The sequence below is a fragment of the Devosia sp. Micro-HW1 genome, assembly GCF_056341075.1.
Genome location: NZ_CP094375.1, coordinates 3,795,396 through 3,809,082 on the forward strand (window position 1 = coordinate 3,795,396; position 13,687 = coordinate 3,809,082).

Annotated in this window: 14 protein-coding genes; 8 read left to right on the top strand and 6 right to left on the bottom strand. The window is 62.9% G+C overall.

The window, feature by feature from the left end; all coding sequences use genetic code 11:
• Positions 1–56: 56 nt before the first annotated feature.
• Entirely contained in the window at positions 57–920 is an 864-nt protein-coding gene (locus MQW79_RS18240; RefSeq protein ID WP_476585936.1) for an NAD-dependent epimerase/dehydratase family protein, read from the bottom strand.
• 216 nt (positions 921–1,136) lie between these two features.
• On the opposite strand from MQW79_RS18240, the gene MQW79_RS18245 reads away from it, so the two are divergent.
• Positions 1,137–1,475, top strand: a complete 339-nt coding sequence (locus tag MQW79_RS18245) for an SH3 domain-containing protein (RefSeq protein WP_476585937.1) — start codon at positions 1,137–1,139, stop codon at positions 1,473–1,475.
• 149 nt (positions 1,476–1,624) lie between these two features.
• Entirely contained in the window at positions 1,625–2,665 is a 1,041-nt protein-coding gene (locus MQW79_RS18250) for an asparaginase (RefSeq protein ID WP_476585938.1), read from the top strand.
• Between the two features lie 54 nt (positions 2,666–2,719).
• Here the strand turns inward: MQW79_RS18250 and MQW79_RS18255 are convergent, their stop codons facing one another.
• A complete protein-coding gene (locus MQW79_RS18255; RefSeq protein ID WP_476585939.1) occupies positions 2,720–3,412 on the bottom strand; it encodes an RES family NAD+ phosphorylase in 693 nt (230 codons plus the stop codon).
• Positions 3,409–3,819: an antitoxin Xre/MbcA/ParS toxin-binding domain-containing protein gene (locus MQW79_RS18260; protein WP_476585940.1), complete on the bottom strand. Its 411-nt coding sequence runs from the start codon at positions 3,817–3,819 to the stop codon at positions 3,409–3,411. The genes MQW79_RS18255 and MQW79_RS18260 overlap by 4 nt, the downstream gene beginning before the upstream one ends.
• Before the next feature lie 151 nt (positions 3,820–3,970).
• Between MQW79_RS18260 and MQW79_RS18265 the strand changes: the two genes are divergently transcribed.
• Complete coding sequence (locus MQW79_RS18265) at positions 3,971–5,467, top strand: helicase HerA-like domain-containing protein (RefSeq protein ID WP_476585941.1); 1,497 nt, start codon at positions 3,971–3,973, stop codon at positions 5,465–5,467.
• Entirely contained in the window at positions 5,467–6,018 is a 552-nt protein-coding gene (locus tag MQW79_RS18270) for an LOG family protein (RefSeq protein WP_476585942.1), read from the top strand. Before MQW79_RS18265 ends, MQW79_RS18270 begins: the two co-directional genes overlap by 1 nt.
• Before the next feature lie 136 nt (positions 6,019–6,154).
• Here MQW79_RS18270 and MQW79_RS18275 read toward each other — a convergent pair whose 3' ends face one another.
• Positions 6,155–6,706, bottom strand: coding sequence for a response regulator (locus MQW79_RS18275; RefSeq protein WP_476585943.1), 552 nt, complete (start codon positions 6,704–6,706; stop codon positions 6,155–6,157).
• Positions 6,707–6,876: 170 nt separating this feature from the next.
• Here MQW79_RS18275 and MQW79_RS18280 point away from each other — a divergent pair, with 170 nt between their 5' ends.
• Complete coding sequence (locus MQW79_RS18280; RefSeq protein WP_476585945.1) at positions 6,877–7,254, top strand: YbaN family protein; 378 nt, start codon at positions 6,877–6,879, stop codon at positions 7,252–7,254.
• Between the two features lie 185 nt (positions 7,255–7,439).
• Here MQW79_RS18280 and MQW79_RS18285 read toward each other — a convergent pair whose 3' ends face one another.
• Positions 7,440–8,054 (bottom strand): superoxide dismutase, encoded by a 615-nt coding sequence (locus MQW79_RS18285; RefSeq protein ID WP_476585946.1) that lies wholly within the window; start codon positions 8,052–8,054, stop codon positions 7,440–7,442.
• Between the two features lie 100 nt (positions 8,055–8,154).
• Positions 8,155–10,236: a S9 family peptidase gene (locus tag MQW79_RS18290; RefSeq protein WP_476585947.1), complete on the bottom strand. Its 2,082-nt coding sequence runs from the start codon at positions 10,234–10,236 to the stop codon at positions 8,155–8,157.
• Positions 10,237–10,453: 217 nt separating this feature from the next.
• On the opposite strand from MQW79_RS18290, the gene MQW79_RS18295 reads away from it, so the two are divergent.
• From MQW79_RS18295 to MQW79_RS18305, 3 genes are read left to right on the top strand one after another with little or no spacing between them, the layout of a single operon-like run.
• Positions 10,454–12,874: a putative monovalent cation/H+ antiporter subunit A gene (locus MQW79_RS18295; protein ID WP_476585948.1), complete on the top strand. Its 2,421-nt coding sequence runs from the start codon at positions 10,454–10,456 to the stop codon at positions 12,872–12,874.
• A complete protein-coding gene (locus MQW79_RS18300) occupies positions 12,871–13,296 on the top strand; it encodes an MnhB domain-containing protein (RefSeq protein WP_476585949.1) in 426 nt (141 codons plus the stop codon). The genes MQW79_RS18295 and MQW79_RS18300 overlap by 4 nt, the downstream gene beginning before the upstream one ends.
• On the top strand, positions 13,296–13,673 hold the full coding sequence (locus tag MQW79_RS18305) for a Na+/H+ antiporter subunit C (RefSeq protein WP_476585950.1): 378 nt from the start codon (positions 13,296–13,298) through the stop codon (positions 13,671–13,673). The genes MQW79_RS18300 and MQW79_RS18305 overlap by 1 nt, the downstream gene beginning before the upstream one ends.
• The last annotated feature ends 14 nt before the right edge of the window (positions 13,674–13,687 follow it).

Genomic DNA, 13,687 nt, shown 5'->3' on the forward strand with positions numbered 1-13,687 from the left:
AAAATGCACATTTACGATGCAAAACTGCTTGCAGCGATGCCGGGCCTAGCGCGGTCCTAGGTCGACCGCTCGTTCCGCCAGCTGAACTGGGGCGAGAATCCCAGCATCCGCCTGGCCTTTTCGATGCTCAGCAGGGTGCCGTTGGTGGATATATTGCCGCGCTGCTCGACGCCCGGAAACACCTCGGCCAGCAGCGAAATATTGGACCGCGACATGACCGAATCTGCATTGGCGATGATGAAGGCCTCGAACCCCTTGAACTCGGCCTGGATCGCACGGCGCACGGCCTGCGCCCCGTCGCGCGCATCGATATAGGCCCAGAGGTTCCACTTGCGCTTTTTGGGGTCACTGTCGAAGCTGGGGAAGGCGACGTAATCTTCCGGATACATGACGTTGGAAAATCTAAGGCCCACCATGCGCAGGTCCGGGTCCCAGCGGCAGAACTGGGCGGCCATGGTTTCATCAAGCAGCTTGCCCAGCGAATAGGCGCTTTCCGGGCGCGGGAAATACTCCTCGTCGACGGGCGCATAGGGGGGCGGATTGTCGAAGGGCAGGCCGAGCACGGTTTCGCTCGAGGCGAAGACCACATTCTTGATGCCGGCGAGGCGGCAGGCCTCGAAGACATTGTAGCTTGCGGTGACATTGTTGGAGAGGGTGCGCGCATTGGGTGCCAGGCCCGGCGCAGGGATGGCGGCCAGGTGCACCACGGCGTCGAATGGCCCGCCGCGCTCGTCAACGCCACCCAGAATGGCACTTGCGACCTCGCCGAAATTGCTCAGGTCGACCCGAACACTGGGGCAGATCGGCTGAGGAAGGGCCTGCTGATCGAGGTTGAGCACGTCATATCCATGCTCGACCAGATCGCGCAGAACCGCCCGCCCGAGTTTGCCGCTTCCGCCGGTTACCAGCACCTTGGTCATGCCATCCTCCTCATTTCGCAAGTGATTTTGATCCGCTCCGTGACGGCGAGCCTAGCCCCGAATGGGCTCGAAGCCAACGTCGCGCGAAGCGCGCCATGGCGAAGTTCGGTGAGCGTTTCGGCCGCCCTGCGGATGAACGCAAGCTGAACCCACCTATCAGGGTGGGTTCAAGGCGAGGCGGATAGTTTAGACCATCATCAAGACGAGGATAGACAGATGAACAAGGCTCAGGAGAAGGTTCTCGTGGCAGCTCTGTGCGGTCTTATAGTTACCACGGCGGCAGGATTTGCCGCGCAGCCGGCCATGGCGGCCGGTTATAACGTGGATGCCCTGGCACAAGTCACCGGCGTCGCGCAGTGGGACAAGCTCAATGTCAGAAAGTGGCCTGCGAGCTATTCGCAGAAGGTCGGTTCGTTCCAGCCAGGCGTGCATGTCTGGGTCGAGCGCTGCATCGAAGTGCAGAACAGCTCGGACTGGTGCCTCGTCGACCGCAACAACACCAAGGGATGGGTCAATTCCCGTTTCCTGACCCCGGTCGATGACTGGGACCTTTAGACGTCAGCGCCGGTAACGGCGGAGATCTGGGGCAAGGCGCTACCGCCGCAAAGCGCCAGGCTTCGGATCTCCACCCTTACCGGCATGTCGTGCCTCCAGACTTCAGTACTGCGTACCCCTTCCATGCATGTTGACTTTCTCCGGTGCTCTTGCTGTTCCTCAAGGACAGCAAAGCCCGGAGTATTTTTATGGACGCCAACCCCATTCTCGCCGAAGCCGTGCGCGGCAACTGGGTTGAAAACCGTCATCGTGGCGCCTTCATCATCGTCGACGGCGAGGGCCGGGTAATCGCTGCAGGCGGAGACGCCGAGCGCCCGGTATTTCCGCGCTCGGCCATCAAATCCATGCAGGCCCTGGCTATTTTCGACCGGCATGCGGTCGAACGTTTTCATCACAGTGCGGAGGAACTGGCGCTCGCCTGCGCCTCTCACCATGGCGAGGACGAGCATGTCGGCAATGTCGCGCGCTTCCTTGATCGGATGGGCCTTTCGGTCGCCGATCTCGAATGCGGCGCGCACATGCCCACCAACGGGAAGGCGCGCGAAGCGCTGCGTGCAGCCGGCGCCGAGCCAAGCGCGCTGCACAACAACTGTTCGGGCAAGCATTCGGGCATGCTCAGCGTGGCGCTGGCAATGGGGGTGCCGACATCGGGCTATGTGAACCGCGAGCATGATGTGCAGAGAGCCGTCCGGGCCGCGGTGGAACATGTGATCGGCGAAGACCTGACCGAGGACCGTTGCGGCACCGATGGTTGCTCGATCCCCACCTGGGCGGCGCCGCTACGCGTCTGGGCCCACGGATTCGCGCGGATGGCGACGGGAAACGGGCTCGATGCTGGCCACGCTGCGGGCGCGCAAAAACTGTTCGATGCCGCGACCAGCCACCCCCATCTTGTAGCCGGTACCGGTCATCTCGACACGCTGGTGATGGAAAGTTTCATGGGCCGCGTGATGCAGAAGGGCGGGGCCGAAGGCGTGCAGTGCGGCGCTATCAGGGACAAGGGCTGGGGTTATGCGCTCAAATGCGATGACGGAAACATGGCGGCCAGCCACGCCATGGTCGCCGCGCTGCTGCTGAAATATGCCGAGCCGAACGCGGCGCAAACGGCTGTGCTGGAGCAGTTCGCGCGGCAGCCAACGAAGAATGTGCGCGGGGCGGTTGTGGGAGAATTGCGGGCGGTGGGGATTTAAGCCGCGTCTCGATCACCGGGCCGAGGACGGCACCGTGTTCTTGAAGCGTATGACTTACAGCCCGAATATCGCCCCGGTCCGGCAGTTGCGGATGCGGTCGACGGTCGTGCCGTCCCAGTGGAAATCAAAATGGTCGGCCTGGATAGGAATTGGCATCAGGTCTGGCCAGAAAATGCCGACGCATTCACCGCCGGGACAGCGGACGCTGCGATAGAGAACGCCGTTGCTGCCCGATCGCCGCAGGTCGCGGGCGAGGGCCTGCGAGGCGGTGTAGTCGTGCGGATTGTGGATGCCGTCGAGGCCTCGGAGATCGTGCAGGTCGAGGTCGAGGTGATTGACCAGCATGCGGAATTGCGATGTCCAACCGGGGCCTTCGGCGCTGGCGCGCATGAAGCGGCCGTGATGATAGGCGACCTCGCGAATGGCCACTTCCTCGGAATTTCCGGCGCTGTAGACGCCATAGCTGCCATCGGTGAAGCGACCGGGGCGGTCGCGACTGACATGCACGAATGGCGCCATGAGATAGCTCGCGCCCGGACCGCCGATGCGGCGATCAGCCGGCACGAGGTCGAGGTGCCCCAGATGGTCCCACAGCCGCGGATTGGTCTTGGATTCGGCCGAGGCGAGCGCCTCCCAGTCGCGAGGATCGGCAATGTCCTCGAACAGATCGATGGGCGGATGGATCGAGCGGATCAGACGATGGGCCTTCGGCCAGCGCGTGTGGGTTGTGGCAGGGCCTGAGGTCACCAGCCTCCGCGCTCCGCGTCGAGATAGTGGCGTATCCGGGCAAGGGCAAAGATGCTGCCCTCGCTCATGACCTGTGCGGGCGTCCGTCCGTCAAAGTCAGCGTTGGGCTTTTTGACCCAGGAGTAGCCACGTTCGGCGTCGGAGAAGAGGTAGCGCAGAGCCTTGTGAATGCCCATGAGCAGCGAAAGGCGCGTGGCCAGGTCGCGGTCGATGCGGCCGGTTTCTCCGGTTTTCCAGCGGGCAAATGTGCGGGCCGCCAGACCCCCGAGGATTTCGCGCCCCTCAGCGTCGCTCAATTGCCAGTGTTCGAACAGGCGCACCACTGCGCGAGCCATGGCCGATGCTTCCGCCTCGGTGAGGGCGGCAGTCTCCGGGATGGCTTCGGTTCGCGGCAATTCATGCAGCACTGCATTTCTCCTTTTGGCAATAAATAGTCGATTATATGCCAAATGGCAAGAAAAGCGTCTGCCGATGAACAGCTTGGCCGGTCAGTCTGCTTGTTCGGCTGCCGGGCCACTGGCTATAACAGGGCAGTGATAGACCAATAGGCGGTGCGGTATGCTCGTAGACGGCAAGATTTTTCTGGGTGCGAGCGACCGGCCGGAATACCTCAATCTCAAATATGCCAATCGCCATGGCCTGATTACCGGCGCCACCGGCACCGGCAAGACCGTGAGTCTGCAGGTGCTGGCCGAGGGCTTTTCGGCTGCGGGCGTGCCGGTCTTCGCTGCCGATATCAAGGGCGACCTGTCAGGCGTCTCAAAGCTGGGCAAGGCACAGGATTGGCAGACCAGGCGCGCCGAAGACATCGGCTTTACCGACTATGTCGATGACGTGTTTCCGGTGATCTTCTGGGACCTGTTCGGCAAGCAGGGTCACCCGGTGCGCGCCACCATTTCTGAAATGGGGCCGGTGCTGCTGAGCCGTATCCTCGACCTCAACGATACCCAGGAAGGCGTGCTCAACATCGCCTTTCGCGTGGCCGACGAGGAAGGCCTTCTGCTGCTCGACCTCAAGGACCTGCGGTCGCTGCTCGTTGATATTCAGGAGCGGGCCAAGGAAATTTCGGGGCGCTACGGCAATGTGACGACAGCGTCGATCGGGGCCATCCAGCGCGCATTGCTGGTGCTGGAACAGCAGGGCGCGGACAATTTCTTCGGCGAGCGGGCGCTCGACATCGCCGACCTGATGCGCACCGACAGTGACGGACGCGGGGTCGTGTCGATCCTTGCGGCAGACCAGCTGATGCAGGCGCCGCGCCTCTATGGAACGTTCCTGCTCTGGCTGCTGTCGGAACTGTTTGAGGAATTGCCCGAGGTGGGCGACCCGGACAAGCCGAAGCTGGTCTTCTTCTTCGACGAAGCGCATCTGCTTTTCGATGATGCGCCCAAGGCGCTCATCGACAAGGTGGAACAAGTCGTAAAACTGATCCGCTCGAAGGGCGTCGGCGTCTATTTCGTGACGCAGAACCCGGTCGATATTCCCGAAAGCGTGCTGGCCCAGCTGGCGAACCGCGTCCAGCACGCGCTGCGGGCCTATACCCCGCGCGAGCAGAAGGCCGTGCGGGTGGCCGCCGAGACTTTCCGACCCAACCCGGCCTTCTCGACTGAGGAAGTGATTACCCAGCTTGGGATCGGCGAGGCGCTGGTGTCGGTTCTGGAAGACAAGGGCGTGCCATCCATGGTGGGACGCACTTTCATCCGGCCGCCTTCGGCGCAGGTCGGGCCGATCTCGCCAGCCGAACGCGATGCCACGATGGCAAATTCGCCGGTAGGCGGTCTCTATGACACGGTTGTCGATCGCGAATCGGCCTACGAAATCCTGCAAAAGCGGGCGCGCGACAAGCAGCTCGCCGACGAGCGAGCCCAGTATGATGCGGTGCGCCAGGCCGAGGAAGACCGGCTTGCCAAGGAGCGGGCTCGGGCTGAGGCCGCCGCGCCCCGTCGCAGTACGCGCCAGACGCCGGCAGAGGCAGCAATGAACTCCATGGCGCGCACCTTTGGCCGCGAACTGGTGCGCGGCATTCTCGGTAGTCTCACAGGAAAGCGCCGCTGATGGCCAATCTCACACAAGCGGGCAAGACGATCGCCGTCTTTGCTTCCGACAAGGGACCGGGCGACCCGGAGCGCGCCAGCCTCATGGGCGAGGTGGGGCGGGTCTTTGCCCGCAAGGGCGCGCGTATGCTGTGCCTGGCGGAAAAGGGGGTCATTCCGGTACCGCTGATAACGGCGGCGCGGACCGCGGGCGGACAGGTGGAAGTGGTGGCCGATGCCAGCATCGTTCTGCCGCAGGCGCTGGCTGAGGTGCCGATCACAGTCCTGCCCGATCCGGCAGAGCGGCATGCCTATCTGGCCCAGGCCAGTGCAGTCTTTGTGGCGCTTCCCGGTTCGCTGGCCTCGGTGACCGCGCTTTTCGGCGCCTGGTCGACGGGCACTGCACGCCCTGTGGTCATGCTCAATCGCCACCGCGCTTTTGAAGTGCTACGCGGGTTCGCAGCTGACGTGCTGGCTGCCTCAGTGCCGAATTTTGACCGCAACATCCAGTTTGCAGACACCGTGGAAGACCTCTGGAACAAGGTGGTCTGGGTCAGCGAGCAGCGGCGGTAGGGGGCGCGCCTGCCACTCGTGTTCATCGTCACCACCGGGCTTGTCCCGGTGGTCCATCAGACACCGGATGAAGATGGATTGCCGGGACAAGCCCGGCAATGTCGAAGGAATGGCGAGATCCGCGAGGGAGAAATCCCTAGCTCAGCGGCCCCATTTCCGGTCGCTGGGCGCGGCGGTCTGGGAAGAGGGGCACCACATTGTCGGTGTAGCGGCGCGCCGGATGTGGCTCGGGCTTGCGGGTGGGCACGCGGTTGCGACGTTCGGGGCCGCGATAGCCGAAGCCAAGGGCGCCGACGACGCTGCGATTGAGCAAGCGGGCCTGCACCCGCTGCAGCAGGTGGCGCGGCGACATCGGCTTGACTACAACCTCATCGATACCGGCGCTGATGGCCTGCTGGCGCATGGGCGGGGTGATGGCGCGGGTGAGGGCGATGACCGGCAGGTCGCGCGAGACAAAAGTGGGATCGAGCCGGATGGCTTCGACCATTTCATAGGCCGGGCGGCCTTCGCGGTCAAAATCCACAACCAGCATGTCGAGCGGGGCAATGCGCATATAGGCAAACAGCTCGGCTTCACTGTCGAAAGGGCGAACCCGCAGCCTTGAGTCGCCGGCGAGAACCATGCTCAGCAGGGAGCTGAGGGCCGGATTTGCGGCCAGAATTGCTATGGTCTTGCCCGGAATGCTCACGAGTCACCCTTCTTGTCGTTAAGGCTTCGTTAACATGTCTCAACGGGGGATTGAAGTGCGCGGTTCCAGCTTTCCGGTGAGAACAGGCCGAGCTGTGTCAGTGTGTCGGTTGCGTCGGGGCGATGGCCCTGCTTGATTGGGCCAATCGTTCACAGACGAAAGCGGGACTGTTGCGCTCCCTTTACCTGATACTGGGCCTCATCAGCGCGGCCCTTGGCATTGCCGGGGCCTTCCTGCCTCTGGTCCCCACGACGCCCTTGCTGATCCTGGCGACCTGGTTCTTTGCGCGCTCGTCGCCGCGCCTGGAACGCTGGCTGGTCGAGCATCCCAAATTCGGGCCGCTGCTGCGTGCCTGGCGCGAAGAGGGCGCCATTCCGCGCCGCGCCAAGATCGCGGCGCTGTGCGGCATAGCCCTGGGTGTTGTGTTCTTCTGGATCGGCGCCAGGCCCGGATATTGGCTGTGGCTGGGCGGCGCAGCCATTCTCGGTGGCAGCGCCGGCTATATCCTTTCGCAGCCGAATGCGACGAAGCGGCGGGCGGCGGAGTAGTTCCAATTCAAGGTTTATTCGTCACACCGGGCTTGTTCCGGTGGTCCATGCGGTATCCGGAGAAGATGGATTGCCGGGACAAGCCCGGCAATGACGGCGGGCAGAGGCCAGAGGTGGCGCGTGGCGTCGTCCAAAACAAAACGGCGGGATTGCTCCCGCCGTTGTCGTTTCCAAAGGCAGGCCGATCAGGCCGTGGCTTCCTCGAACATGTGCTCGACATGTTCCCAGTTCACCAGGTTGTCGAACCAGGCTTCGAGATACTTGGGACGGGCATTGCGGTAGTCGATGTAATAGGAGTGTTCCCACACGTCGACGCCGAGCAGCGGATGGCCGCCATGGACCAGTGGCGATTCGCCATTGGCGGTCTTGGTGACTTCGAGCTTGCCGGTCTTCTGGTTCAGCGACAGCCAGGCCCAGCCCGAACCGAACTGAGTGGTACCGGCCTGGATGAAGTCAGCGCGGAACTTGTCAAAGCCGCCCAGGTCTTCATCGACCTTGGCCGCCAGTTTGCCCGGCAGCGACTTGCCACCGCCATTGGGCTTCATCCAATTCCAGAAATGGACATGGTTGTAGTGCTGGCCGGCATTGTTGAAGAGGCCGGCATTCTTGCCAAAGCTTTCCTTGACGATGTCCTCGAGCGGCAGGATTTCCAGACCCGAACCCTCAAGCAGCTTTTCGCCGTTGGTCACATAGGCCTGGTGATGCTTGTCGTGGTGGAATTCGAGGGTCTCGGCCGACATATAAGGGCCCAGCGCGTCATAGGCGTAGGGCAGGGGCGGCAGGGTGAACTTGGTGGACATGCTTAGTCTCCGTTTCTGGAACTGTTTGACGCTGCGTCAAGATCGGAACTGGGGGAATGTATAGGCAGATTGCCGTGTCGCAACAATGTCGCTGGAAGAACTAACCGTCCAATCCTGCTGACTTTATTGCAAAGGCGTAGCACTGGGCAGTTTCCTTGAGGCGGTCGAAGCGGCCAGACGCGCCACCATGGCCCGCCCCCATATTGGTCTTGAGATACAATGGCGCATCCCCGCTCTTGGTTGCCCGTAGGCGGGCCACCCATTTGGCGGGCTCCCAGTAGGTGACGCGTGGATCGGTGAGGCCGGCCAAAGCGAATATCGGCGGATAGTCCTGGGCCGAAACGGCCTCATACGGCGCATAGGCGGCAATGCGAGCGTAGTCCTCAGCTGAGGTGATGGGATTGCCCCATTCGGGCCATTCCGGCGGGGTCAGCGGCAGCGTGTCATCGAGCATGGTGTTGAGTACGTCGACAAACGGCACCTGGGCGATGATACCACCCCAGAGGTCTGGTCTGAGGTTGGCGATGGCGCCCATCAGCATACCGCCGGCCGAGCCGCCCTGGGCGACGATCCTGCCGGGCTGGGTATAGCCCTCGGCCACCAGCATTTCGGCGGCAGCGATGAAGTCGGTAAAGGTGTTTGCCTTGTTTTCGCGGCGGCCCTGCTTGTACCAGCGGTAGCCCTTCTCCATGCCACCCCGGATATGGGCGGTAGCATAGACGAAGCCCCGATCGACCAGCGACAGGACCGACACGGAAAAGGCTGCCGGCATGGACATGCCATAGGCGCCATAGCCGTAGAGCAGGGTCGGGTTTGACCCGTCGAGCACGATGCCCTTGCGATAGAGAAGGGTCACCGGCACCTGCTCGCCATCTTCGGCAGTGGCGAAGAGGCGGCGGGTTTCATAGTCGGCCGGGTTATGTCCGGACGGCACTTCCTGGGTCTTGAGCAGGGTGCGCTTGCCGGTTTCGAGGTTCAGGTCGAACAGCTGCTGGGGCGTCGTCGGCGAGGAATAGCTGAGCCGAAAGACCGGGGTGTCGAACTCGTAGCCGGTCGACATGCCGAGCGAGTAGGCTTCCTCGGCGAAATTGACAGTCTCTTCCTGGCCCGTGCGCAGGTCCCGGGCGACGATGCGCGGCAGGCCATCTTCGCGTTCGAGGCGGAGCATGTGGTTGGCGAGGAGGGATACGTCGAGGATCAGCACGCCCTCGCGATGCGGCACGAGGTCGACCCAATTGGTGGCGTCCGGGGCATCGGCCGAAACCGTAACGATCTTGTAGTCCTCCGCCCCATCGGCATTGGTGCGGATATAAAGCGTGCCACCACGCTCATCGATCTCGTATTCGCGGTCGACCAGACGCGGGGCGACCAGGCGCGGCTCGCCGCCCTTTTCGGCGTCGATCAGCCAGACTTCGCTGGTCTGATGGTCATGCGCGTCAATGATAATGAACTTGTCCGACAACGTCTTGCCCACACCCACGAAGAAGCCGGGGTCCTTCTCTTCGTAGATGATCGGGTCGGCAGCCTGGTCGGTACCGATCACGTGGCGGCGGATGCGGTAGGGCCGGTGGTTGTCGTCATACTCGGTGTAATAGAGTGCGGCGCTGTCATTGGACCAGACATAGGAGCCGGCGGTGTCCTTGATGACTTCGTCGCTGTCCTTGCCCGTCGCGAGATCACGCAGCACGATGTCGAAATATTCCGAACCGGCGCGGTCGGCAGCCCAGGCGAGGGTGCGATGTGACGGGTCATGGCTGGCCCCGGCAAAGCCGAAATAGCCGTCGCCGGCCTCGATATTGCAGTCAAGAAGCACGGTTTCGGCGCCGCCTTCGCGCGGGGTGCGCACGATCTGCGGGTACTGTTTGCCCTCGAGCATGCGCGTATTGTAGGCGAAGGGGCCATCGGGCAGGGGAACGCCGCTATCATCTTCCTTGATGCGGCCGCGGATTTCCTTGTAGATCGCGTCCTGCAGGACGTCGGTCGGCTTGCCGAACTCGGCCTCGTAATAGGCGTTCTCGGCTTCGAGATAGGCGCGGATCTCGGTATCGAGTGTCTCGGGCTTCTGCATCACCTCCTGCCAGTTGTCGGCGCGCAGCCACGCATAGGGATCCTCGCGGGTGACGTTGTGATGCGTGTGGCTGTGGGGGACGCGCTTGGCGACGGGCGGGGTGGGCTTGGTCATGATCTCTCCACAGGCGTGGCGGCCGGACGGCGCCATAGGGATGGTGTGACAGGACATAGGCCGCCCACGTCGCCATTGCCAGCCCCGGAAATGGTTGAAAACGCATGGCCCTATGGTCGCAGACGGTCCGATTCCGCTTGTTCCGGTGATCTCAATCGTTAAGGTCGCACGCCATTATCCAGTTGAATCGCTCAAGAGCGAGAGAGGAGAGGCAGCATTGGGGCCGTCCCTTGACGCAGGCATTGGTCTTGCCGCCGCCGCACCTTTCGTGGCCGCTGTTCTGGCGCCGTTCATCCACCGTCTTGCAGGCGCATTGACCGGGTGGATATTGGCCCTGGTACCCGCCAGCATCTTCGTTTTCCTGCTGAGATTTGCGAACCCCGTTGTCGATGGCGAGGTGATCGCCAGCTCGATTGAGTGGATTCCCACCTACGGCATCAATCTGTCTTTCCTCGTTGATGGCCTGAGCCTCATCTTCGCTCTGACCATTTCCGGCGTCGGCACGCTCATCATCCTCTATGCCGGCGCCTATCTTGCCGGTCACCACCACCAGGGGCGCTTTCTCTCCTTCATGCTGGCCTTCATGGGCGCGATGCTCGGCCTCGTGCTGTCCGACAGCCTGTTGTCGCTGTTTGTCTTCTGGGAGCTGACGTCGGTCACCTCGTTCCTGCTGATCGGCTTCGATCACTCACGGCAGGCGGCACGGCGCGGCGCCATCCAGGCGCTGGTCATCACCAATATTGGCGGCATGTTCCTGCTGGCCGGGGCGATCCTGGTGCAGCAACTGACCGGAAGCTGGGAGATGAGCGCTGTTCGTGCGCTGGGCGATGTCCTGCGCGACAGCAACCTCTATCTTCTCGTGCTGATCTGCTTCCTGGGGGCGGCCTTCACCAAGTCGGCACATTTTCCGCTGCACTTCTGGTTGCCCAATGCGATGGAAGCCCCGACCCCTGTGTCGGCCTTCCTGCACTCGGCGACCATGGTTCAGGCCGGTGTGTACCTTTTGGCGCGCATGACCCCGTCCCTGGGCGGCACCGAAGTGTGGACCAATGTACTGGTCATCTTCGGTGGCATCACGCTGATCTGGGGCGCCCTCGGCGCACTCAGGCAGACTGACCTCAAGCAGATCCTGGCACAGACCACGATCGCCTCGCTCGGCCTGTTGGTCCTGCTCATCGGGCTGGGCAGCACCTATTCCATCGCCGCCATGGTCGTCTATTTCGTCGCCCACGCTTTCTACAAGGCGGGCCTGTTCATGGTGGCTGGCGCTGTCGATCACGAGGCCGGGACGCGAGAAATCACTGCGCTGGGCGGTCTCGCCGACAAGATGCCGGTGACTTTTATCGGCGCGGCGCTGGCGGCCCTCTCCATGGTAGGCCTGCCGCTGACCGTGGGTTATTTCGCCAAGGAAGAAATGTATCTCGGCCTGCTGGGCGCCGACGTGACCACCTGGCTGGTGCTGATCGTGCTGGTCGCCGGCAATGCAATGCTGGCGGGCGTGGCGCTGTTGGTGATGATACGGCCATTCCTGGGTGAAGCCGTGCCGACGCCGAAGTCGCCGCACGAAGCGCCCATCGCCATGCTCGCCGGCCCGATGCTGCTGGGCGCTGCCGGCATCATTGCGGGCATTCTGCCCGACTGGCTGGGCCACGATGTCCTGGCGCCAGGGGCCGGGGCCGTTCTCGGTCGGCAGGTGGAAAGCCACCTGACGCTGGCCATCGACTTTGCGTCGCCGCTGATCTGGCTCTCTGCCTTGACCTGGGCGCTGGGCGTGGTGGTCTATCGCCAGGCCGATGACATCCGCACGCTGCTGCGCCGCTTCGACTCGGCCCTGGGCTGGACGGCTGATACCGTGTTCGACAAGGTCATGTTCGGTCTCATCCGTTTCTCGGGCGCGGTGACGCGTTTCCTGCATCACGGGCAGCTCGAATTCTATCTGGTCGTGGTCTTTGCTGCGATGGCGCTGGCGCTATTCGGGCCGATGCTCGCCTGGGGCGGGCTGGACTGGATCATGCCGACCGCGGAGCTGGGCGACTGGAGCCAGCGCCTGATTCTGCCGGCGCTTGAACTTTACGAGTGGGGCATCCTGCTCCTGGCCGTTCTGGGCCTGATCGCCGTGCTGGTGGCGCAGTCCCGGCTCATCGCCATTCTGTCGCTGGGCGTTCAGGGCACGGCCGTGGCGCTGATTTTCCTGCTGTTTGGCGCGCCCGACCTGGCCTTTACCCAGCTCATGGTGGAAATTCTCTCGGTGGTCATCCTGACCTTCGTGATGACCCGCCTGCGCCTCGATCAGCGTGATCATCGGCCATTCGAAGACTGGGCCCGCGACGGCACACTGGCCGCAATCTGCGGCCTCGGGGTGAGCCTGCTGCTCATGCTGGTGCTCACGGGCACGCTCGATACGCGCCTTTCTGATTTCTTCATCGCCACCAGCGTGCCGATTGCGCATGGCCACAACATCGTCAACGTCATTCTCGTCGACTATCGCGGTTTCGATACGCTGGGCGAAATTGCCGTGGTGATGGGCGCGGGCATGGCCATTCTCGCCCTGCTGCGCCGGCAGAAGAAGCCCGTCGCGCCAGTTGAGCCGGAACCGACGCCAAAGCGGGTCCGCAAGCCCAGAAAGGCCGCATCATGAACACGGTCATCTTTCGAACGCTGGCCCCCCTGATCGTTGCCATCATGCTGGTCTTTTCGATCTATGTCTGCCTGCGCGGCCACAATGAGCCGGGCGGCGGCTTTATCGGCGGCCTGATCGGAGCAGCATCCATCGGCGTTTTCGGCATGGCGGTGGGCGTGAATGCCGTGCGCCGCGCCCTGCGCATCGACCCAATGGCAATTGCCGGTTTCGGCGTGGTCATGGCGGCCGCGTCGGGCGTGCTCAGCCTGTTTACTGCCTCGCCATTCATGACCAGCATCTGGCTCTATGTTCCGTTCGGAGGCAGCGAGATCCCGCTCTCGACCCCGCTCTTCTTCGATCTCGGGGTCTATTGCGTGGTGTTCGGCACTTTGTCGGCCATTGCCCTTTCCCTCGAAAGCGACCGCGAGGAGGACCTCTGATGGATTATGTGCTTGCTGCCCTTGTTGGCCTGTTCATCGCCATCGGCGTATACCTGCTGCTATCGCGGTCAGTGATCCGCATGCTGATCGGCATGACCATTTTCGGCAATGGCGTGAACCTCCTGATCTTCACAGCGGGTCGCGTGACCCGGGAGATTGCGCCGATCGTGCCGGGCGGACTCGACACACCCGATGGTCCGATTGCGAACCCGCTGCCGCAGGCGCTGATCCTGACTGCCATCGTTATCGGCTTTTCGATGTTCGCCTTTCTCCTGGTGCTGGCCTTCCGGGCGTATCAGAGCCTGGATGCGGACAATACCGACACCATGCGCCTGGCGGAGCCCGAAGGCTCGCCGCGGCCGCCGCTGAGCTACTGATCATGGCCACTTCC